The following is a 20,982-nucleotide window of genomic DNA, read 5'->3' as shown; positions in this document are numbered from 1 at the left end:
CTATTTTGTCCAATCGCAGAAGCAATATTCGTTTTCATTTTACAGATAAGCCTTTAGAGGCCGCTATATTTGTCCATAAAGTTAAGCAGGTGGAGGTAAAAAGCAAAGAAGGCCCTATTCAAATACTTGATCTTTCCGGAAATGGACTTCAGTTCTTTTCTCCTCTCCGATTTCAAGTAACAGATGATGTCCTGTTATGTTTTACGTTCCGTATTACGCAAAAGCTGTTTAAAGTGTACGGCAGCATTAAACGCCAACGGGTAACGGAGGAAGGGTACATTTATGGAGTCGCTCTTGAGTTTGAAGACTATGCTTCCAAAATGGCTTTAATTCAGACGGTTCATCAGCTGAAGCTGGAGCAGCAATAACGGCCGGATCTATTCACCGCCGTTTTTATTCCCAGCCATAAAATGATCTGCAGGCAGTCCTTTTACCCCTGAGGCATAAGAAAATACATAGCCTGCCAACGGCTCCTGTTTCTGCTCTTCTTCCGTTAATTTATTCCGGGCCGTTGTTATATAAAGATCGGTAAGATGTTCTCCTCCAAATGTGCAGGATGTAATTAAAGAAGCGGGCAGAATCAGTTCATCCTGCTTTTTTCCTGTATCCGGATTCCAGCAGCTGACACGCCCCCCTTCAAAGTGGGCTATCCATAAGTTGCCGTCGGCATCGATTGTCATTCCATCGGGTTTGCCGTACTCCCCTGAAAAATCAATAATAGCTTTAGGGTCACGTATGGAGCCGTCCGCTAAAGAGTAGTCAAACCGGGTGATGGATTGAGTAGGTGTATCTATATAATACATAGCCTGTTTGCTTGTATTCCAGGCAAGTCCATTGGACGTGGTAACCGGAGACCACTTTTTCTGCGCGCCTTTCGAAGAATCCAGGCAGTACAACGCAGCATCTTCGGGCTCTCTCGTAAGAGAGATAGTCCCAGCCCAGAACCTGCCTGCGGGATCACACTTCCCATCGTTGAACCGGTTATTAGGCTTGTGTTCTTCCGGATCAAAAATAGGCATTAAAGAAGAGGCGTCAAAATCGATGGAATAAAAGCCGTGCTGGAGAGCTGCTATCAGCTTTCCTGGTTGGGTGGAAGGAGCTACGGCGCCGGGCATTTGATTTATTTTTATGGATCTGGTTCGTTTTGTTTTCGGATTGTATTCGTGAATAAACTGTCCGAGGATGTCCACCCAGTAAAACACCTGGGATTGTTCGTCCCATACCGGGCTTTCCCCAAGCATTGCCTGTTCACATATAACTTCTTTCATTTCTCCTGCCATGTCTACCGCTCCTTGTTCTTCAATCTCTCGTTAGAATGTCTTTATACCTCTTTTGTTCCCTAAATAGGGATGACATAATCGTTGGAAATGCAATTAAATAAATTTACAATAAAATTTAAAAATATAAAATAATATAATTAATGTATTATTTTGTAATTATAAAATAAAACCTTTTGTGTTCTATTTAGAAAGATGTGATATAATTTACGAATCAATTTATTCTGATTTTTCTAATAGTTAATATAAAGGTACAGGGGTGGAGAGAGAAATGAAGTATGGTTTTGCGAAGAGAGTCCGCCATATGCAGTCATCGGCAGTAAGAGATATATTGAAAGTAGTAAACAAGGGAGATGTAATTTCCTTTGCAGGCGGGCTTCCGGATGAAAAGTTGTTTCCTGTAGAAGCAGTGAAACAGGCTTTTGATGAGGCGCTGTCATCCAGCAATAAAGTACTTCAGTATGGGGAAACAGAAGGAGTTCCGGCCCTTAAAGAAAAACTGGCTGAAAGAATGAGACAAAAGCAAATCGAAAGAGATCCGGAGCATATTCTTGTTACATCTGGTTCCCAGCAGGCAATTGACTTGTTTGCAAGAATCATGTTTGATCCCCGGGATATTGTTTTAACAGAAAACCCTACGTATCTTGCAGCGCTGCAGGTGTTTCAGTCTTATGAAGTGAATATTGTGCCAGTGGATTCAGATGATGATGGCATGCTTGAGGAAGATCTGGAAGAGAAAATTATCCGGCTGAAGCCTAAATGTATTTATGTTGTTCCTACTTATTCCAACCCGGGTGGAAAAGTATGGTCATTGGAGCGCAGAAAGCAGCTGATAAAGCTGGCTAAAAAACATCATGTTATTGTGTTTGAAGATGATCCTTACGGCGATATTAAATTTGATGAAGCCGACACTGTACCGCCTCTCGCTTCAATGGACAATAATGAATACGTCGTGTATACGAGTACATTTTCAAAAACGGTTGTCCCTGCCATGAGAACAGGGTGGATTGCAGGACCTTATCAGATTATTCGTATGATGGCACAGGCTAAGCAGGCGACCGACCTGCACACTAATTCGTTAACGCAGCATGCGCTTGTGCATTTAATGAAAGAATTCGACCTTGATGAGCACATAAATATGCTCTGTGCAGAGTATAAAGAGCGGATGCTCGTCATGAAAGCACTGCTCGATAGAGTAGATGGGGTCAGTTATATTGAACCAAGAGGCGGCATGTTTTTCTGGGTGAACATGCCGCCGCAGGTAAACACGACAGCACTTCTCGCTGAAGCTGTGGACAAGGGTGTAGCTTTTGTACCGGGAGCGCCGTTTTATGTAAGAAATCCGGAACAGAACACACTTCGTTTGAACTTTACTAATGCTGATCCGGAAAAGATAGAAAATGGAATGAAGAAATTGGTGGAAGTGATGAATAATTCCTACACCAGCAGTGTGTATTAAATACACTACAAAAGACCGCCATTTCGGCGGTTTTTTTGAATAATACAAGATTTGCATTTAACATACCTGCACGGTAAAAGAGGAGCGGTTAAACGATTTCAGTTGTTATAAGTGTGCTTCCGCTTGAAACTTATACCGTAAAGGGATAAAATCGAAAAAGGTCAAGGTGGTACTTTTTGGTTCTTAATAAATGTACACCTGCAAATTATAGGGATGAATAAGAGAAAAAGATACATATGTTTCACGTGAAACATGAAGTACATTAAAAGTGGGGTAGACGATGCATAAATGGATGATTCAATTTGGTATGCTTTTGGCAATTGTTTTCGGGGGCTCTTTTTTATTTCAGCTTTTAAGAGGTGATGGACCGCAGGAAGCATTCGCTGTCTTAGGAATAGCAGGAATTCTGCTGCTGCTGATAGCAAAATGGATGAAAAGAAAAGAAGCAGGTAAAGAATGAAAAGGAGAGCCATGTGGCTCTCCTTTTTTTTTCGTTAAATGATACCGAAGATATCCAAAAAGACACGTACCGCTAGAAAACAGACTATTATCATCACGATGGTATAAATAATATTTTGAGACAGGGTATTAGCGTATTCTCCAAGAAACTTACGTTTATTACAAAGTATCCATATAGAGCCTACAATAGCAGGTAATAAGAGACCGTTTATCGCCTGTGCAGCCATAATCAGCTGGATAGGTGTTTGGCCAAACAGGTACACAATCAATATAGGCGTCAGAGCTGCAAGAAGCATCATAATCCGGTTGGGCAGGGCATTCACTTTTTCCGATGTGCCAAATGCCTGACCGAACAGAGCAGGCTGGACGGAAATATTAAAAAGGCCGGATGAGAAGCCGGCAGCCCACAAGCCTAAAGCAAACAGTACTCCAGCATATTGCCCTAAAAGTGGAGTGAGTTGATAAGCCATGTCGGCTGCTCCTTCAATAACAGCTCCTGTACCGAAAATAACGCTGCCGGCACAAATTAAAATAGAAATAGAGATGGTCGCTGTAATAAGAAGGTTTACCCTTAAATCAAAATGAGAAAGCTTGATCTTCTTCCAGGTTGGTGTGATCGTATCTTTTTCATATTTGCGTTTAATAAAAGCAGATAGTCCCAGTGCCGTATTGGGAGGCAGGGTAGTGGCGATCAGAGCCAGCACAAGCCAGTAGTTGCTTTCCGGTATTTGAAAGGAAAATCCGGTAGTAAAGACATCCGCAATACTGGGACCGGAGACAAATACCGTTAAGACGAAAGCCAGGACCATCAATCCGATAAAAACCCGGTTAATGTTTTCCAGAAGCTTATAAATACCAATCCAGGAAATAATTAGAGCACCAACAGCAAGAAAACTAACCCAGGCAAGCACAGGAATGGAAGGCAGAAAAAAGTTCAAGGCCAGGGCGGCACCGGTAAAGTTTCCTGCCTGAAAAGCAATAGCACCGAGAAGAAGGGCAATATACAAAGGAATGGACCAGCCTCGTCCCATATAGGAGCGGATGCCGTCCATAGCGGCCGTTTTGGTTTGAATTGTAAATTTCACAACCGGTTTTTGAAAAAAATAAGCTGTGAAACAGGCAATAACAAGAATCCACATGACTTGGAATCCATAAGTGGCTCCAGCCACTGACACCGTAGTAACGGTTCCCGGCCCTACTATACAGGCGGCTACTATCGCTGCCGGTCCAAGTGATTGAAGTTTTTCTTTCAGGGTTATTTTTTCATTGGTTTGGTTTACATTCGAATGTTTTACAATGATTTCCTTTTCTTTTTGGATAATAACCCTTCCTTTTCTTATTCAGTTTGATGTATTAATCAAACCACAGATACATGCTCGGGTCTGTGTAGATGGAAGATTATATACGAAACAAAAAAGCCGTTCTCAAAGGACGGGCTTTTTGTTTTGCTATTTAAGAAAAAGCCTACGTTTTTGCTGAAGCAGAGGAAATTCCATCTAGATCGAAAAGTAATTTATAAAAGATAACGCTTACATAAAATGCATAAGATTTCCGGTAGGAAGAGGAAATAATGTATTGTCTATTTAAAGTAAAAATATAGTAAATTGATAGAAAGATCAGTATGCGGTTAGAGAATGTAGACCGTAATATAGAGAGCGGTTACAAATTGATAGCTGCCGGCAGAATTAAAAGAGAAAGGAGGGTGAGAATCAGTGGATACGAGAAGCAGCGTTATTTTAAAAGAGTTAATGGCTGCCCAGGGGCCTCTTACAAGCGAGTATTTCGCCCAGTTGAACCGTGTCACCTCCAGAACAGCGAGAGAAGACGTGAAGCATATAAATGACAAATTAATGCAGCATGGAGCAGAAGTGCAGTCGTTAAAAGGAAAAGGATATGTCCTGATTATTGAGCATGATACTGCTTTTAAATCATTTTTGGAAAAAGAATTCCAAACAGCAGCTGTATCATCGTCTTCTTTTCCAGATTTTCCTGAAGAACGGGTTCGTTTCTTGATTAAACGGTTGCTCCTGGCAAATACATTTCTAAAACTAGAAGATCTTGCGGATGAGCTGTTAATTAGTAAATCAACGATTCAGAATGATATTCGCATGGTAAAAAATATTTTCAACAAATATGATATCACACTGGAAAAGCGTCCTAACTACGGTCTCAAGGCTGTTGGAAACGAGTTTAAGCTTCGTTTTTGCATGTCTGAGTATGTGTTTGCTGAACGGGAAGGTGTCACAAACGATATATTTGACAGCCAGCTGCCCGGTCTTATTAAAGAAAATGTAAACGATATTTGGGATATTATTCTGGAAGAAAGTAAGGCCTCCAATATTACTTTATCGGATATAGCAATGAATAATTTATTTATTCATATAGCGATTACGTATAAAAGAGTTGAGACTGGGCACCACATCACATTGTACCCACGTGAATTTAAGGATATAAAAAGCAAAGAAGAGTATAAAGTAGCTGAACGGATTGTCAGCAAGCTTGAAGCCAAGCTTCATATTGCGTTTCCAGAAGTGGAAGTTGCCTATATTGCTATTCATTTATTAGGAACGAAAATGATATCGCACACCAATTTATCGGATCAGGAAGTAGAGGAAGTGCTCGATGTTCCGATTTATCAGCTCGCCCATTCCATTCTGGAAGCAATTGAAAATAAAATGGGACTCGGTATCCGCCAGGATAAGGAGCTTACTCTTGGACTGGGACTTCATTTGAAGCCTGCAATCAACCGTTATAAATACGGAATGAATATTAGAAATCCTCTCTTATCTGATATTAAAATGAACTACCCTGTTGCTTTCGAAGCCGGCATTATTGCAGGTCTGGTTCTGGAAGAATATATGGGTGTAGATATCGAGGAAGGAGAAATTGGGTACATTGCACTTCACATTGGTGCGGCAATGGAACGAAAAAAAGTGCATTCCGGTCCTAAACGATGCATGGTCGTCTGCGCTTCCGGGGCTGGAAGTGCGCAGTTAATTTTTTACAAGCTGCAGTCTCAATTTGGCAGCCGCCTTGAAGTCGTCGGGACTACCGAATACTATAAATTGAACCAGATATCGTTTGCCAACATAGATTTTATTGTCAGTACAATTCCAATTGCAGAAAAACTGCCGGTTCCGGTCGTCCAAGTGAAAACTATTTTAGGAGAAGGTGATTTGGAGCGGATTGAAGGGCATGTTGCAGAGCAGCACAGTAATATAGCAGACTATTTAAAAAAAGATTTGTTTTATTTTCAGAAAGCCTTTTCTACACGGGAGGACGTTCTTACTTTTCTTACAAAAGAGCTTCAGGAAAAAAATCTTGTACAAGACGACTATATGGAAAAGTTGATGGAGCGGGAAAACATTGCCCCAACCAGCTTTTGGAATTTAGTCGCGCTTCCTCACCCGGTTACCACTCAGACAAATGAGACGTTTCTAACGGTTTGCACGCTGCAGCGTCCGATAAATTGGGGAGAAAAAAGAGTGCAGCTTATCTTTTTATTGAATGTAGAAAAAGGAGACACTCAGGATTTACAGACACTGTATAAAGCACTCCGCTACATTGTCGATAATATCAGCGTCGTGCAGCGTATTCTAAAGTGCCGCAGTTATGAAGACTTTCTTAAAGTGCTTAAGAACTAAAAGTTTATATTAAATAATACATTAATTTTCTATTCAGTTATAAATAATACTAACTTAAGTTTTTTATTAGTAGTTTTATCACACCATTCCATTTTTAAATTGCAGTAAAACCCTCTTATTTTTCAATAAAAAGAAGGGGGTTTTTGATTTGATTTCTAAAGTAATTACTATTAAAAGTGTAAGGTTTTTCCTCTTAATACAGGAAAAAGATTATGTTTTGATGACAGCGTTTTAATTATAAGGTTAGTAGAAGGAATATTCTGATTATAATTCAGAAGAGAGGAGAGTATTTACCTATTAGTAAGTATACCTATTGAATGAAATAAATTAGTTATTAACTTAGGAGGAATTGTATGAAAAAAAGAATATTGTTAACAACAGTTGGTACTTGCTTACTATTTTCTGGAACTTTACCATCACTAAACGCTTCAGCGGAGGAACATGATTTTACGCCTCCCGCATATAATGACCCAATTAAAGTTAATCAAGTAGGGTATTTGCCTGAAGGGAAAAAAGTAGCAACAATATTGGCTGACCCTGCATATGAGAAATTTATAATTAGAAATGTAGAAACGGAAGAAATTGTATTCGAAGGTAATTTAAGCGAAAAAAAGTATGATGAAAATTCAGGAGATACAGTACATAAAGCTGATTTTTCGGATTTAACAGCTACAGGTGAATATCAAATTGAGACAAGTGACGAAGATAGTTCTTATTCTTTTGAGATTAGAGAAGATATTTATGAGCAGCAGTTGATTGATACCACCCGTTCTTATACGCTGCAGCGGTCAATAACAGATATTAAAGATCCTATCACGGGTTTAAATATAGAAGCGGGGCATTTACAAGATGAAGAGGCTCAAGTCTATTTTTCAGATGAACACTACGAAAAAGGGGAAACAATAGATGTTGCAGGCGGATGGTATGACGCAGGTGACTTTGGAATGTACATGGCTCCCTCAGCTGTCACAGTAGCTCAACTTATGCAGGCATATGAAATGAATGAATCCGTTTTTTACGAAGGACAGCTTGATTTTCCAGAAGGGATTTCTAATGAAGGACTGCCGGATATACTTGCAGAAATTAAGTTCAATTTGGATTGGATGGAATCAATGCAGCGTCCAGCAGATGGCGGTGTTTTTCATAAAAACTCCGGTTTGGAATGGCCGGGGATGATAGAGCCAATTGAGGATGAACAAGATCGTTATGTGTTTGGTATATCTACATTTAGTACAGCACAATATGCAGCTAGTATGGCAATGGCTTCGCGCATATACAAAGATTACGATGAAGAATATTCTAATCGGTTATTGGAAAATGCTGAAGCAGCCTTCGTATATTTAGAAAATAATCCAGAACCTTCTTTTCGTATAGATGAGGGACAAGATGATGGATCCGGCGCTTACGATAAGGGAGTAGAAACCGGAGAGGGGACAAAAGATATTGAAGAAAGGTTCTGGGCAGCGGCAGAATTATACAAAACAACTGGAGATACAAAATATGATGCTTATTTAGATAATGAAGACTTTAGAGAACTTTTTAGAGAACAGCCTAAATATGTAAGCTGGGCAAACACACACTCTTTGGGACAATGGGCTTATTGGACATCAGATAATGGGCAGGAAGAACATAAAGACGATATTGAGAAAGCTTTTACATCCTATGCTGAAGAAACAGTACAGCAAATAAATGAAGATGGTTATAGTAGTGCTCTTTCAGCTGATGAGTATACGTGGGCATCAGCTAAAAATACTATTGCAAAAGGAAATCTATTATTAATGGCTAATCAAATAACGCCAAATGAAAAGTATGTGGATGGAGCTATTGAGCAGCTTCACTTTGTCTTAGGTCGAAATGCCACCGGTCATTCATTTCTGACTGGTGCAGGAGATAAGGCACCGGAAAACCCTCATCATCGTATAATAGAAAGTACTGGAGTGTATGTACCTGGACTTTTGGTAGGAGGACCCAACGCGTTTGGCGGTGATGAGTATTTAGACGAATGGCTGGCTTATGATAATCCGCCTGCCCCGGGAAAAGCTTATTTAGATGAATTAGATTCTTTTGCTACTAACGAATATGCAATTGATTATACAGCTCCTTTAGTATTAATGCTTTCAAGCATAGAAGAAAATGAAAAATTAAAAGCATCTTCCGATCACGAAGCGGGTGGAGAACTCCCTGATACGGATACGGGATATCTCTCCATTGTTCTTAGTGCTCTATCGTTAACCATAATAAGCGGTTTGTTGTTTTGGAGAAAAAGAATGATCAAAAGCGAGTAGATACAGATCTGAAATATGTAAGAAAAGAACCTTTTTGAAAAGAAAGGTTCTTTTCTATTTAAAATGAATTAAAAAATCATTTAACTGATAAGTATATAAATGGGGGTTTTAGGTAGAAATTTTCTTTCTGTTTAAAAGAACATCTTTTTCCGCTTTATAACGGAAAAAGTATGCGTTTTCATTGGGCGGTGATTTTCATACACTAAGGTTATCTTATAAATTAATTCAAGGAGGCAATACGATATGAAAAATATACTTTTGGCATGTTCAGCAGGAATGTCGACAAGCATGCTCGTTTCAAAAATGGAAGAAGCTGCAAAAGAACAGGGTATCGAAGCAAACATTTGGGCCGTGTCTCAGGATAAAGCAATTCCGGATATGGAGAAAGCAGATGTGCTGCTGATCGGCCCGCAGATGCGGTTTATGAAAAAGAAGTATGCAGTTAAAGCAGAGGAAGTAGGGATTCCACTGGATGTTATTGATCCAATGTCCTATGGGCGGGTTGATGGAAAAGCCGTGTTAACAAGAGCACTTGAACTTATCGAAAATAAGTAAAAGCGATGCGGGAGAGGACTACAAATAGAGACATTCTCTTCCTCCTTTTTAGTTAAAACGTGGAGAAGCAATTACTATATTTAGGGGGAGTTAAAATGAACAATAACAGCAAGTTTATGGATTTGCTCGAACGGGTGCTTATGCCAATTGCAGAAAAACTAAACAATAACAGGTATTTAACAGCGCTTCGGGACGGGTTTCTTGTAGCACTTCCGCTTATTATATTCGGCTCGATCTTCGTGGTCCTGGCTAACCTGCCGTTTCTGGATCAGATGATCAGCGAAAGTGCCTTTGCCGCTTATCAGGAAGCTCTTGGTCCTGCTTCTGCGGCGACGTTAAGTATTATGGCTCTCTTTGTTATTATCGGGATAGGGTATAAGCTGGTAGAACATTCCGGCGGTGAAGGTATTTACGGCGGAGTAGTGGCGCTGGCTGCCTTCTTAATTCTTACACCGCAGATGGTAGAGGAAACTCCGGGAGGCATTCCGACTTCCGCGTTAGGCGCAGAAGGTTTGTTTGTCGGTATTATTACCGCGTTTGTTGCAGCGGAGCTGTATTATTTCTTCGTTAAAAAAGACTGGACGATTAAAATGCCGGCAGGCGTGCCGGGAGCAGTAACCCGCTCTTTCAGCGCACTGTTTCCGATCGCTTTGTCATTAACGTTATTCCTTCTAATCCGAATCGTCTTTACGTTTACGCCGTTTGGAACGGTACAGAATTTCATCTATACCGTTTTGCAGGAGCCGTTAACCGTGCTTGGCGGAGGACTTCCAGCAACGATTGCCGCTGTATTGTTAATTCAGCTGTTCTGGTTTTTCGGACTGCATGGACAGATTCTCGTGAATTCCGTACTGGATCCGATCTGGTATACGCTAAACAATCAGAATCTGGAAGCTTTTCAGGCTGGACAGGAGCTTCCAAACATTGTAACCAAACAGTTTATTGATACTTTTATTGTAGGTATCGGTGGTTCCGGTATGACACTTGCTATTATTTTAGGCATCTTTCTCATCGGACGCAGCAGGCAGATGAAGCAGGTCGGAAAAGTGAGTGCTCCTGCAGGAATATTTAACGTAAACGAACCATTTATTTTCGGATTACCTGTTATTTTAAACCCGCTTGTACTCATTCCATGGTTGCTTGCTCCTGTCGTTGTTTGTGTAATGGTCTACTACTCTATGCTTACAGGACTGGTTCCAAGGCCTGCCGGTATTATTGTCCCATGGACAACTCCGCCTTTAATCAGTGGATTTCTAGCTACAGGAAATGCATGGCAGGGGGCTGTGATGCAGCTGGTCAGTATGGCAGTTGTGTTTGTGATCTGGTGGCCGTTCCTGAAAGTAATGGATAAGCAGTACTATGAGCAGGAGCAGACAGAAGAAGCAGCGGCTGCAGTAGAAACAAAAGAATCTTCCAACTAAATATCAACAATATGGATAGAGGGAAAGGAAAGGTCGTATGGAACAAATTACAGAAGTGGCATTCCAGATAATATTATACGCCGGAAATGGAAAATCGAGTGCGATGGAGGCTATTCAAGAAGCGAAAGAAGCCAACTTTGAAGAAGCAGATAGACTTATCATAGAAGCTGGAGAAGAACTTGGCAAAGCGCATAAATACCAGACGAAACTTTTACAGCAGGAAGCAAGTGGAGAAAAATCGCCTTTAAATGTGATGTTGATTCACTCCCAGGACCACTTGATGACATCAATGACCGTCCGCGACCTTGCTATAGAAATAATCGAAATTTACCGTACCAGACAATAAAGGAGGATTTCCTGTATGGCACTGCAATATACATTTCCAGAGAATTTTTGGTGGGGGAGCGCGACTTCCGCCACGCAGATCGAAGGTGCTGCCTCAGAGAATGGAAAAGGCTTAAACATTTGGGACTACTGGTACAGCCAGGAACCAAATCGGTTTTTTAATGGCGTAGGACCGGAAACGACTTCTGACTTTTATCATACGTACAAAGAAGATATTCAGCGGATGAAAGATATCGGGCATAATTCATTTCGATTTTCCATCTCCTGGTCCCGTCTGATTCCAGGCGGAGAAGGGGACGTGAATGAAGAAGCGGCAGCATTTTACCAACGTGTGATTGATGAATTGCTGGCTCAGGGTATCGAACCGTTTATCACGCTATTTCACTTTGATATGCCGCTGGAGATGCAGGAAAAAGGCGGCTGGGAAAGCCGGGACGTGGTTGAGGCGTACGCTGTTTTTGCAGAAAAATGCTTCGAATTATTCGGTGGGAAAGTGAAAAAGTGGTTTACGTTCAACGAACCGATTGTGCCGGTGGAAGGCGGCTACCTGTACGATTTTCATTACCCGAATGTCGTTGATTTCAAGCGCGCGGTGCAGGTCGCGTATCATACCATTATCGCTCATGCCAAGGCCGTGGCAGTTTTTAAAAAGCTCGCTGTGCCGAATGGACAGATCGGTACTATTTTAAACTTGACCCCTTCGTATCCAAGAAGTCAGAATCCAGCGGATTTACGGGCGTCCCGCATTGCCGATTTGTTCTTCAACCGCAGCTTTCTGGACCCGATGGTGAAAGGGGAATTTCCGGCAGAGCTGACAGCCATTCTGCGTGAACACGGACAGCTGCCGGAGATGCTCGAAGGCGACAAGGAACTTGTTAAGCATAATACGGCCGAACTTCTGGGCGTGAACTACTATCAGCCGCGGCGCGTGAAGGCAAAAGAGCACCTGCCGAACCCATATGGCCCGTTTATGCTCGACTGGTACTTTGATCTTTATGAAATGCCGGGCAGAAAAATGAATCCTTACCGCGGCTGGGAGATATATGAAAAAGGTGTTTATGACATTATGATCAACCTCCGTGACAACTATGGAAATATCGAATCGTTTATTTCAGAAAACGGAATGGGCGTCCAGGATGAAGAGCGGTTTATCGAAAACGGCCAAATTCAGGATGACTACCGGATTGACTTTATCCGGGAACATTTAAAGTGGCTGCACCGGGCTATCGAAGAGGGGTGCAATGCCAAGGGATATCACCTCTGGTCCTTTATGGATAACTGGTCCTGGATGAATGCTTATAAAAACCGCTACGGCTTCTTTTCGGTGAATATCGAAACGCAAGAACGTACCGCCAAGAAAAGCGCCGGCTGGATCACAGACGTTTCCAACAATAATGGATTTTAATGCATACAAAAACAGGGCCGGAGTTCCGGCCCTGTTTTCCAGGTTGTTGAGAAAGTTTTCTTTCTCGGCCGTTTTTTTGTGGGCAATACACTGGAATGGTCGTATACTAAAAAGAAAAAGGACGATCCTAAGATGCTTGGCAAAGCCAAAAATCATCGATGCAATCAAGTAACTGTTTCTGTAAAAGAACTGGTGCCCGCTGATCACTTTCTCCGAACCATTGATACAATGATTGATTTTCAATTTATTGAAGAAAAACTGGCTTCGTAAGTTTTCTTTTATTTAATCTCTATATTCTCTAAACAACATCTGGTACAAAATGTAGAGGGACACCAAAAGAAGTATCATGCTTACAATAGTAAGAAAGATACTCAAGGGAGAGGTTGGTAAGCAAAAAGTGGGCAGCGAAAGGCATACATCGCCAAGAAAATGTAGCATGACGAGCTGTATACCAGTTGCTGCCGGCGCCGTTTGCGATGCCCCGGACAGAGAGTGCCCCCATAGCTGAAAAATAATTTGGAGAGCAAGGAGGAAAACAAGTGGAAGAAGAGAGCCGTAAAACCGCTGGCTGGCTTGTTATCGTATTGCCTACAGTGATTTATGGGGGAGTTAGTCTACTGCAAATGATTGTTTCCATGGACGCAGGTTATGTAGATAATCAAATTCGACAGGATTTGTTTCGTGCAGGTCATGCGCATGCGGGAGTGCTCCTTATCTTGGCGTTGGTCGTGCTGTTATATGTGGATCATACATCCTACGGACCGGGACCGAAGCGCTTTATCCGGCACAGCATTCCATTATCGGCCATTCTGCTTCCGGTTGGTTTTTTCTTTTCCGTATTAGATCCGCAGGCCACAGAGCCGAATGCTTTTATTTATACTGCTTACGCTGGGGCTGTCCTTCTTGCCGCCGGTTTATTGACGCTTGGCTTTGGCTTGGTGAAAAATAACAGTAGAAACAGAGACTAACACGTCCTTCTTGTTTTAACTCATAGAAAGTAGATGAGTATGAAGATTTAAATGGGTGTATGTATATTCCTGTTTCTTAAATGTTCCAGTATGATGCATTAGTGTCTTATCCTTGTCAGAAGTATGATTTTTGCCTGAATATACGTTTCCAGGAAAAAAGAATCCTGGTAGGGTTTTCAACACCATTTTTAGGGGGGGAGCGATACTAGAAGTAATTGCTTTCTTTAGTGCTTAAATGAAAACTATCTAAATTTTAAAAGCTGTCGAGAAAGGTTTCTTTCTCGGCAGTCTTTTTATGGGTAAGGGACTGGAATGGTCGTATACTGAAAAGAAAAGGGGCGATCCTAAGATGCTTGGCAAAGCCAAAGACCATCGACGCAATCAAGTGACTGTTTCTGTGGAAGAGCTGGTGCCCGCTGATCACTTTCTTCGAACCATTGATAGGATGATTGATTTTCAGTTTATTGAAGAAAAACTGGCTTCCTATTATTCGCCGACCACCGGTCGGCCCTCCATTCCACCGATCACGTTGTTTAAAGTGATGTTTATCGGCTCACCGATCGGGAAGGATACCGTCAGTATCGTTCGCGCCCGCAGGACTGTCAGGGCTGCCCGATGCGGGAGAGTTGTTTTTCGCCTGCCGCTTCCTCCCGGTTAATCAGCCGACATATATGGGAGGAGGGTAAAGACCGGGCTCGAGCAAGAAAACGAACGAAGACAGGAAAAGCCTTGTACCATTTACGCAGTCAGACCATCGAACGGAGCTTCGGAGATGCCAAGGAGCTCCATGGGTTTCGATACACGCGTTATCGCGGGCACCCGTCTGTCCAGGCGCAGGCCTATCTCACCGCCGCCTGTCAAAACATGAAAAAAATCGCCCTCTTACTCGCCAAACGGGCGGCTTAGAGGACGATTTTCTTCGGAAGAAGCGAAAAAAACAACCCTGTTTCTTTCATTTCTCAACAACCTGAAAAACAGGGCCGGAGTTCCGGCCCTGTTTTCTATTGGTTTTCCGGCAGAGTAAGGCCTGCTTCTTTTTCCAGCACTAGATCAAAAGCCGTTTTTCCTTTTTGCAGAACGGAATCCCGCCATTCTTCATCCTCGGGATAAAAGAGACGATCCATGTCTTGTTTGATTTTGTCAATATCGTCCCGCTTTTCAGCACCTTTCCAGTAAAAGTGGTTTTCATTGATAACGGTCTGAAGTGCTTTGATCTGGTCTTTTAACGAGTTGCCGAGCGTTCCGAATTCAAACAGGGTTGAGAAGATTCGTTTCTGCGGAAAGCGCCGGCTGAATACATCCTGCACATATTCTGCATCTTCGCCCTTAATACGCTTTACATCGGTTTTCTGTACATCATTTACATTGGAAGAGGAGAACTGCTTTTTCATTACTTTTTCTTTCCTCGGCTCGGAATGGGGCACTTGAATCCAAAGCTTATTGGCTGGTCCGAGGCCGGTATGAATATCTATAAATATGACATTTTTATAAGGGCGGATCCATTCTTCCATATGGGAAAGCAGTGTGGATACGGGTTCGTCATAGTCCCGGCCTCCGTAGAATATGCCGCGTGGATACTGGTACTGCCCCATGGTAGCTGCTGTTTCCATTCCGTTTTTTCCCTGGCGGAGAAAACTGCGCAGCAGCATTTTATACAGCTGTTTATTCTGTTTTTTCAAATCAGAAATCGGATGCTCAGGCAGAAAGAGGTCCTTCTCTTTCTCAAACCGTTTGTTTAAATGCGCCGGTACGTTACTCCAGTCTTTAATAAAGTTCCGGTTTAAGTCTATGTTGTTTTCGCTGAACCGGCGCCTGTGTTTCATGCCCCACGGGTTCACGGCATGAACGAGACGCAGCCCGGTTGTATTGGGGTTGAGCTGGGGCAGGTAGTGCTCGATAAAGTAGTTCAGCAGGGCGGTGCCGGCATAGCCTTCAATACCGTGAACGCCTGTCGTAATAATGATTAAGTTTTCCTTGTAAAACTGGCCGTCTGCGCGAATAACATCCGTGGTGTTGTTATCTTCCAGCTTGCCAATAGGATACGAAAGCAGGTCGGCTTTCCGCCAGATTTTCTGTACAAACGGCAGTTCTCCGATAAACCGGTCCCGGGACTGTTCATATGTTTCCGAAAAATAGTGACTTTGCTGCTTCATGTAAAACGCTCCTTTTTGAGATTCTCTCTTCTTCTATTTCCAATGGGAAGCGGAGTTAAACGATAATAAAAAACCACCCTTTCCTACATAACGATAGAAAAGAATGGTTAAAGTATATTAATAAAGGACCGGCACATCCGCGAGCGCATTATTTACTGTTCCGTATTCAGAGGCGTGCGGGCGGTCATCGCTGTCTTCATAGCCGTAATCGATCATCCGGTTGCGGTTGAGACACAGCTTCGTAAGTTCCGGCTGAAGCAGGTCGAACAGTTCAAAGCGTTCCTGCAGCTCAGGAAAGCGTTTCTGGTATTCGACGATCACCGTTTTCACAGAGCTCCAGAACGCGGTTTCCCCAAGCAGGTTGTCTTCTTCGAACAGTTCAGCCAAGTAGCGGTAATGGCAGATAAACAGCCCGGTGAAGACGAACTGTACGAGACCTTCCGGAGGCTCACTGCGGAGTACGGTTTTCATTCGTTTGCTGATCGAAGTAAGCTCCGGCAGCGGCTGGTCGCTGATATTAACGTCATCTACAAAATCTTTCATGATCAGGCGCTTGGGCCGGCCGTTTTCCAGCACGATAATAGTATTCTGCCCGTGCGGGGAAAAGACGGTACCGTACTGGTACAAGTAATGAAGCAGAGGAGGGAGCACGGCCTGATGAAGAGCGGCTGTCCACTCTTCGGCGTTTAATCCGGACTGCTTCATCCAGACGGAAACGAGAGACGTGCCGGCGTTGTCCCGATGGAGCAGCGAAGCTAACGTAACCGCCTGTTCGCCAGGCTTCAGTGCTTTATAAATGCTTTCCCGCCAGATGGCGCCGAGCATTTCTTTGTATTGGTAAGGGATGCCCTCGACGCTTTCATAAGCAGGGTTATCGACGTGAATGCTTACTTCTTCTCCCAATAGATAAAGCCCGCATGTCGTGTGCAAAAACTCGTCTTTTTTCCAGATGTTTTTAATAAAAGTGGTGACTTCCGGTGCGATACGCGTTCTTTCGCCGGGAAGTCCCCGGTAAACGAGCGTATTTAAAATACTCATAGGAAGTTTCACATGGTATTTTTCTTTGTCTGATTGATTAACAAACGTACGGACGGACTGCTGGGGCAGGTAAAGGTCTTCCCCGTCGCCGAGAGGGACAATCTGCCGCATGGCAATTTCCTCGGCAAATGCCGTAATCAACACGTTTTCCCACTGCCAAGGATGAACGGGCAGAAAGACATAATCTGCCGGCTTAAGCTCATAGGAATAAAGCTTGTGTTCAAACTCTTTCCATTTGGCAGGACCGCATTCTTCTTCTAAAAAAGAAGAGGCTTGAATATGCTCGAGCTGCTGCACGTGGGCCAGTTCGGACTTTACAGCAATCCAGTGCAGGCGGACCGTCTGCTTTTGTTCCGGTGCATACTGCAGGTAGTCTTCGTAGTTGAAGCCGATGCGTCCTTTGTTATAAGTAATCCACGGGTGGCCGGCCATTTCGCCTTCCAGGTCGCTGTAATCCATGTCCGCCATTGTTTCTGCTGTAACTGAACGGGCGAGTAAGTGGCAGTCCGCCAAAAGAGTATGCTGGTACTCTTTGATTAAATGCCCGACAGTCGTGCTGCTCATCGGCAGCATCTGCTGAAGTTCGAGCAGAAAGCTGACCGCACGAATCGGTTCGGCGGCTGGTTCTTTGGACAGGGAATCCGGCTTTACAGTATAGCTGTCGAAAAGACGCGGAACAGCCTGGAACCAGTAGGTGGACGTTCCTGCCGAAAGCTTCCGCCAGTGTCCTTCCCCGGCTTCAGGCTGGATCATGTCTTCGTACATAAATTCCTGAAGCATTTTGGCAGTAAGACGCCGATTCGCTTCTTCCCATAAATGCGGCTGAATATGCGTGCTGATAGATGCTTCATGTTTCATAGCAATTCCTCCGATCAACTTAATTTAATATCATATCGTTATGAGCTATCCTCCTGAAGGTGCACGGTTTTCGTCCTGGAAACGGACTGCCTCTGCCGCGAAAGCGTACCGGCCCCGAGCAGCAGAATCAAGGCGCAGGCGAGCAGCACAGCGGCTGCGGCAAACGGAGCAGACAGCCCGTAGCCTTGAATGACCATTTCTGCTGCAAAAGGGGCGGTCAGCAAAGCACTGTTTTGAAAAAGCGCATAAAAGCTGTAGCTTCCGCTTCCGGCAGCGGGGCCCATCATTTGAAAAAAGGACGCATCGAGACCGGCATGGCCGATGGTTAAAGCAAGTCCGTAAAGCACTCGCACGAGAACGAAAGCCGTAAAAGCAAGCGGGAGCGCCTGCAGCAGAAGAGAAATCGTTAAAAGAGCGATAGCGGCAAGAGCAAGGCCATAAGTTTTTTTCTCATTCCAGCCTTTAAATAAGAGAGGCAGCGTCAAAAGAGCCACAGCGCTCGGCAGCATAAACAAAAATCCGGCGGTGGCAAGGTCCATGGAGTACACCTGCTGCGCAAACGTCGTAAAATACGGTCGGACCATCTGATTGCCTAAATGAAAAGCAAGCGCGGCCAGGCCAAAAATAGAAACGAGCAGCATCATTGAAGGAGCGGCTGGTCCGGGTCCTGTGTCTGCTTCCGCAAGAAGAACGGACCGGGACGCGTTCCGGAGCTTTTTTGCCAGCAGCAGTAAGAAGACGTCAAATACGGCCAGTACAAGAAATATCGCAGCCGGCCAGCTTGTCATCATAACCAGAGCCCCCGCTGCAGTGGAAAGCAGCAGTGCACCGTGAAAGACAAACTGGTAGGAAAGCGCGTGGCGTCCGGGTTGATGGCGGGAAAGCTGCACCGCTTTCGGATAAAGCAGCAGCATACTGGTTTTTAAAAACACTAAAATAATAGAAAGCGCAAAGAAAATAGATGCCTCCGGCGCAAACGCCATGGCAGTGAACAACAGTGGGGAAACCGTCAGGCAGCGTACAACAATATCGGTAATATCCCGCTTTTTGGCCAGCCGGCCCCAAAAAGGAAGCGCGGTAATGGCAGCCGCCCGGCATCCAAAAATATAAACAGCAGTAAAGCCCAGGCTTTCCCGGCCAAACGCTTTCTCAAAAAACTGAGGGTAAAACGGAGAAAGCATCACTTCAGCGAAAATCATAAAAAATAAAAGTGTATAAATCATCCGGGAAAGAGAGCGGCTGTTATCCGAAGTGTTGAAAGACATTTTCCCTCTTCAGGTTGTACACGTCGCGGCCGAGTAATGCATTAATGATGGCTGCATTGCGGAACGCCCCCAGGCCTAAGTCCGGCGCACCGGGACCGTGGGTGTGCATTTCTGCATTCTGCACATAGACGTTCCGCGATGTGGCACGGGTCTGCTGCACGCTGTAATCTTCATTAATGCAAAGCCGGTCATAGCCGTCGCGCTGCCATTCGCTTTCTGCTTCTGCCAGAAATTCAGGAATGCGCTGCTTATAGCCCGTAGCGAGAATAATAATATCTGATTCGCACGTGAACGTTTCTTCTTTTTCCCACTGAGTGAACGTTAAACAGTTATCTGCTTCGGTTCCGGTCTCACATTTAGAGAGCTCGGAAAGAGGCTGCATATGAACGTTCAGGTCGGCTCCGCCGATCGATTTTTCATACAACACATCATAAATGTTGGCAATGGTTTCCGTGCTGATCCCTTTATAGAGAAGATCCTGCTTCGCAAGCGTCCGGTCTTTCGTTTCCTGGGTCAGGCTGTAGAAATAGTTCGTGTAATCCGGTGAAAAGTGTTCCAGGCCGAGTTTGGAATATTCCATAGGGAAAAATCCGCGGGAGCGAGTAAACCAGTTCAGCTTCTGCTGCCCGCTTTTATTTTCAAGAATCGTTTCAAATATTTCAGCCGCACTCTGCCCGGAGCCGACGACCGTAATGGAACGTGCGTCCCGGCACTCCTGCTGTTTATCAAGAAACGAAGCCGAATGAAAGACAGAGTCGTTGTTTTCCAAACCTTCTACCGGAGGAAAAGATGGTTTTGTTCCAATGCCCATAACAATATTTTTGGCTTCGTGTATTTCGACAGCGCCGGAATCAATGGCGCGGACACGTACCGTCCACCATTCATTGTCTTTGGGGGAGACAGCTTCTACGTTCCAGCCAAACCGGCAGGAATCCAATTGGGAAGCAGCCCACTGGCAGTAATGATTGTATTCACGTCTCGGAATATGGAATTTCTCATAAAAATAAAATTGATAAAGCCGGTTCTTTTCGTTTAAATATTCCAAAAAAGAAAACCGGCTGCGTGGGTGAACCATCGTAACAAGATCAGCCAGAAAGGGAACCTGGAGAGTAGTGCCTTCGATCAGCATCCCTGGATGCCATTCAAAAGCAGGTTTGGCATCAAAGAAAACAGACTGTGTGTCCGGGTGTTCGTCCAACAGGGCTGCAAGGCCTAGATTAAAGGGGCCCAGCCCTATGCCGAGAAGGTCCCACTGCTTAACTGGTTTATTGTAATCCATGTGTTTCAACCGCCTTTTTAAAAGAATCTCTCCGGCAGGCCATCAGCAGGCCGGTTTTGTCAGGAAGCTGTATCGGCTTAATCGGTTCATAGCCGCATTTGCGAAAGATATGAATCATTTTTTCGTTGCGGATATCCGGTTCCGCCATTACTTTACACGTCTCCGGATGATCCAAAAACAGGCGTTCTGTCATAGCAGCAAGAAAAGGAAGCGCCAGGCTCTTTCCCAGGTAGGTTTCCGGGCCGAAAAGCAGATGTACGCCTTCATCTGCAGGATGGGAGTGATAGAAGCGGGCAATAATATCTTCCCGCGCCTGATAAGTTTCCCAGTAGCTCATCGGCTCGCCTTCGTATAACCCGATCCAGAGCTGCTGGTGGGTGTCAGACAGTGCTTTATCCAGATGTATAGAGAAAGCTTCTTGTGATAGATCAAGGTGCCAGTATGGAACCACGTGGGGTTGATGCATCCACTCCAGCAGCATCGCTTCATCTTTTTGGCGTTCAAAAGGACGAAACGTAATGGCCGTGGAAGAAATAGATAGGTTGGAACTAGATGCTGTCATACGATCGCC

At 44.0% G+C, this 20,982-nt stretch carries 19 protein-coding genes and 1 pseudogene; 13 read left to right on the top strand and 7 right to left on the bottom strand.

Annotation, left to right across the window (positions count from 1 at the left end):
* Positions 1 to 5 precede the first annotated feature (5 nt).
* Positions 6 to 368: a PilZ domain-containing protein gene (locus tag AC5W2J_RS03665; protein ID WP_496058126.1), complete on the top strand. Its 363-nt coding sequence runs from the start codon at positions 6 to 8 to the stop codon at positions 366 to 368.
* A 9-nt stretch (positions 369 to 377) separates the two neighbouring features.
* Here AC5W2J_RS03665 and AC5W2J_RS03660 read toward each other — a convergent pair whose 3' ends face one another.
* The gene (locus AC5W2J_RS03660; RefSeq protein WP_496058125.1) at positions 378 to 1,280 is read right to left on the bottom strand and encodes an SMP-30/gluconolactonase/LRE family protein; all 903 of its coding nucleotides are present in this window, start codon (positions 1,278 to 1,280) and stop codon (positions 378 to 380) included.
* Between the two features lie 268 nt (positions 1,281 to 1,548).
* Here AC5W2J_RS03660 and AC5W2J_RS03655 point away from each other — a divergent pair, with 268 nt between their 5' ends.
* Positions 1,549 to 2,736 (top strand): aminotransferase-like domain-containing protein, encoded by a 1,188-nt coding sequence (locus AC5W2J_RS03655; protein ID WP_496058124.1) that lies wholly within the window; start codon positions 1,549 to 1,551, stop codon positions 2,734 to 2,736.
* Between the two features lie 280 nt (positions 2,737 to 3,016).
* On the top strand, positions 3,017 to 3,196 hold the full coding sequence (locus tag AC5W2J_RS03650) for a hypothetical protein (RefSeq protein WP_496058123.1): 180 nt from the start codon (positions 3,017 to 3,019) through the stop codon (positions 3,194 to 3,196).
* A 34-nt stretch (positions 3,197 to 3,230) separates the two neighbouring features.
* Here the strand turns inward: AC5W2J_RS03650 and AC5W2J_RS03645 are convergent, their stop codons facing one another.
* On the bottom strand, positions 3,231 to 4,412 hold the full coding sequence (locus tag AC5W2J_RS03645) for an Nramp family divalent metal transporter (RefSeq protein WP_496058223.1): 1,182 nt from the start codon (positions 4,410 to 4,412) through the stop codon (positions 3,231 to 3,233).
* 495 nt (positions 4,413 to 4,907) lie between these two features.
* Here AC5W2J_RS03645 and AC5W2J_RS03640 point away from each other — a divergent pair, with 495 nt between their 5' ends.
* The 10 genes and pseudogenes from AC5W2J_RS03640 to AC5W2J_RS03595 form a co-directional block, all read left to right on the top strand.
* Positions 4,908 to 6,839, top strand: coding sequence for a BglG family transcription antiterminator (locus tag AC5W2J_RS03640; RefSeq protein ID WP_496058122.1), 1,932 nt, complete (start codon positions 4,908 to 4,910; stop codon positions 6,837 to 6,839).
* 353 nt (positions 6,840 to 7,192) lie between these two features.
* The gene (locus AC5W2J_RS03635; RefSeq protein WP_496058121.1) at positions 7,193 to 9,124 is read left to right on the top strand and encodes a glycoside hydrolase family 9 protein; all 1,932 of its coding nucleotides are present in this window, start codon (positions 7,193 to 7,195) and stop codon (positions 9,122 to 9,124) included.
* A gap of 243 nt (positions 9,125 to 9,367) precedes the next feature.
* Complete coding sequence (locus tag AC5W2J_RS03630) at positions 9,368 to 9,679, top strand: PTS sugar transporter subunit IIB (protein WP_496058120.1); 312 nt, start codon at positions 9,368 to 9,370, stop codon at positions 9,677 to 9,679.
* 95 nt (positions 9,680 to 9,774) lie between these two features.
* Positions 9,775 to 11,100: a PTS cellobiose transporter subunit IIC gene (gene celB, locus AC5W2J_RS03625; RefSeq protein WP_496058119.1), complete on the top strand. Its 1,326-nt coding sequence runs from the start codon at positions 9,775 to 9,777 to the stop codon at positions 11,098 to 11,100.
* 37 nt (positions 11,101 to 11,137) lie between these two features.
* Complete coding sequence (locus AC5W2J_RS03620) at positions 11,138 to 11,446, top strand: PTS sugar transporter subunit IIA (RefSeq protein WP_496058118.1); 309 nt, start codon at positions 11,138 to 11,140, stop codon at positions 11,444 to 11,446.
* A gap of 15 nt (positions 11,447 to 11,461) precedes the next feature.
* Positions 11,462 to 12,850, top strand: coding sequence for a glycoside hydrolase family 1 protein (locus AC5W2J_RS03615; RefSeq protein WP_496058117.1), 1,389 nt, complete (start codon positions 11,462 to 11,464; stop codon positions 12,848 to 12,850).
* Between the two features lie 78 nt (positions 12,851 to 12,928).
* Positions 12,929 to 13,120 carry a hypothetical protein gene (locus tag AC5W2J_RS03610; RefSeq protein WP_496058116.1) on the top strand — a complete coding sequence of 64 codons (192 nt, stop codon included), beginning with the start codon at positions 12,929 to 12,931 and terminating at the stop codon, positions 13,118 to 13,120.
* Between the two features lie 269 nt (positions 13,121 to 13,389).
* The gene (locus AC5W2J_RS03605; protein WP_252311621.1) at positions 13,390 to 13,818 is read left to right on the top strand and encodes a hypothetical protein; all 429 of its coding nucleotides are present in this window, start codon (positions 13,390 to 13,392) and stop codon (positions 13,816 to 13,818) included.
* Between the two features lie 295 nt (positions 13,819 to 14,113).
* Positions 14,114 to 14,476: a transposase gene (locus AC5W2J_RS03600; RefSeq protein WP_496058115.1), complete on the top strand. Its 363-nt coding sequence runs from the start codon at positions 14,114 to 14,116 to the stop codon at positions 14,474 to 14,476.
* A pseudogene (locus tag AC5W2J_RS03595) lies at positions 14,365 to 14,724 on the top strand (transposase); the annotation flags it as partial. The gene AC5W2J_RS03600 and the pseudogene AC5W2J_RS03595, both read left to right, overlap by 112 nt.
* Before the next feature lie 95 nt (positions 14,725 to 14,819).
* Here the strand turns inward: AC5W2J_RS03595 and AC5W2J_RS03590 are convergent.
* From AC5W2J_RS03590 to AC5W2J_RS03570, 5 genes are all read right to left on the bottom strand, one after another.
* Positions 14,820 to 15,971, bottom strand: a complete 1,152-nt coding sequence (locus AC5W2J_RS03590; RefSeq protein ID WP_496058114.1) for a M14 family metallopeptidase — start codon at positions 15,969 to 15,971, stop codon at positions 14,820 to 14,822.
* A gap of 117 nt (positions 15,972 to 16,088) precedes the next feature.
* Positions 16,089 to 17,867 carry an IucA/IucC family protein gene (locus AC5W2J_RS03585; RefSeq protein ID WP_496058113.1) on the bottom strand — a complete coding sequence of 593 codons (1,779 nt, stop codon included), beginning with the start codon at positions 17,865 to 17,867 and terminating at the stop codon, positions 16,089 to 16,091.
* 38 nt (positions 17,868 to 17,905) lie between these two features.
* Positions 17,906 to 19,132 carry an MFS transporter gene (locus tag AC5W2J_RS03580; RefSeq protein ID WP_496058112.1) on the bottom strand — a complete coding sequence of 409 codons (1,227 nt, stop codon included), beginning with the start codon at positions 19,130 to 19,132 and terminating at the stop codon, positions 17,906 to 17,908.
* On the bottom strand, positions 19,110 to 20,411 hold the full coding sequence (locus AC5W2J_RS03575; protein WP_496058111.1) for a lysine N(6)-hydroxylase/L-ornithine N(5)-oxygenase family protein: 1,302 nt from the start codon (positions 20,409 to 20,411) through the stop codon (positions 19,110 to 19,112). Before AC5W2J_RS03575 ends, AC5W2J_RS03580 begins: the two co-directional genes overlap by 23 nt.
* Positions 20,398 to 20,973: a GNAT family N-acetyltransferase gene (locus AC5W2J_RS03570; protein ID WP_496058110.1), complete on the bottom strand. Its 576-nt coding sequence runs from the start codon at positions 20,971 to 20,973 to the stop codon at positions 20,398 to 20,400. Before AC5W2J_RS03570 ends, AC5W2J_RS03575 begins: the two co-directional genes overlap by 14 nt.
* Positions 20,974 to 20,982 lie beyond the last annotated feature (9 nt).

The organism is Sinobaca sp. SA16-1 (assembly GCF_059510515.1).
The sequence above is the reverse complement of the archived record's forward strand: the minus strand, read 5'-3'. Positions and strand labels throughout refer to the sequence as shown.

Coding starts and splice junctions, on each gene's coding strand:
- AC5W2J_RS03660 (WP_496058125.1), bottom strand. CDS start 1,280: ATGGCAGGAGAAATGAAAGAAGTTATATGTGAACAGGCAATGCTTGGG.
- AC5W2J_RS03655 (WP_496058124.1), top strand. CDS start 1,549: ATGAAGTATGGTTTTGCGAAGAGAGTCCGCCATATGCAGTCATCGGCA.
- AC5W2J_RS03650 (WP_496058123.1), top strand. CDS start 3,017: ATGCATAAATGGATGATTCAATTTGGTATGCTTTTGGCAATTGTTTTC.
- AC5W2J_RS03635 (WP_496058121.1), top strand. CDS start 7,193: ATGAAAAAAAGAATATTGTTAACAACAGTTGGTACTTGCTTACTATTT.
- AC5W2J_RS03630 (WP_496058120.1), top strand. CDS start 9,368: ATGAAAAATATACTTTTGGCATGTTCAGCAGGAATGTCGACAAGCATG.
- celB (WP_496058119.1), top strand. CDS start 9,775: ATGAACAATAACAGCAAGTTTATGGATTTGCTCGAACGGGTGCTTATG.
- AC5W2J_RS03620 (WP_496058118.1), top strand. CDS start 11,138: ATGGAACAAATTACAGAAGTGGCATTCCAGATAATATTATACGCCGGA.
- AC5W2J_RS03615 (WP_496058117.1), top strand. CDS start 11,462: ATGGCACTGCAATATACATTTCCAGAGAATTTTTGGTGGGGGAGCGCG.
- AC5W2J_RS03600 (WP_496058115.1), top strand. CDS start 14,114: ATGGGTAAGGGACTGGAATGGTCGTATACTGAAAAGAAAAGGGGCGAT.
- AC5W2J_RS03590 (WP_496058114.1), bottom strand. CDS start 15,971: ATGAAGCAGCAAAGTCACTATTTTTCGGAAACATATGAACAGTCCCGG.
- AC5W2J_RS03585 (WP_496058113.1), bottom strand. CDS start 17,867: ATGAAACATGAAGCATCTATCAGCACGCATATTCAGCCGCATTTATGG.
- AC5W2J_RS03580 (WP_496058112.1), bottom strand. CDS start 19,132: ATGTCTTTCAACACTTCGGATAACAGCCGCTCTCTTTCCCGGATGATT.
- AC5W2J_RS03575 (WP_496058111.1), bottom strand. CDS start 20,411: ATGGATTACAATAAACCAGTTAAGCAGTGGGACCTTCTCGGCATAGGG.
- AC5W2J_RS03570 (WP_496058110.1), bottom strand. CDS start 20,973: ATGACAGCATCTAGTTCCAACCTATCTATTTCTTCCACGGCCATTACG.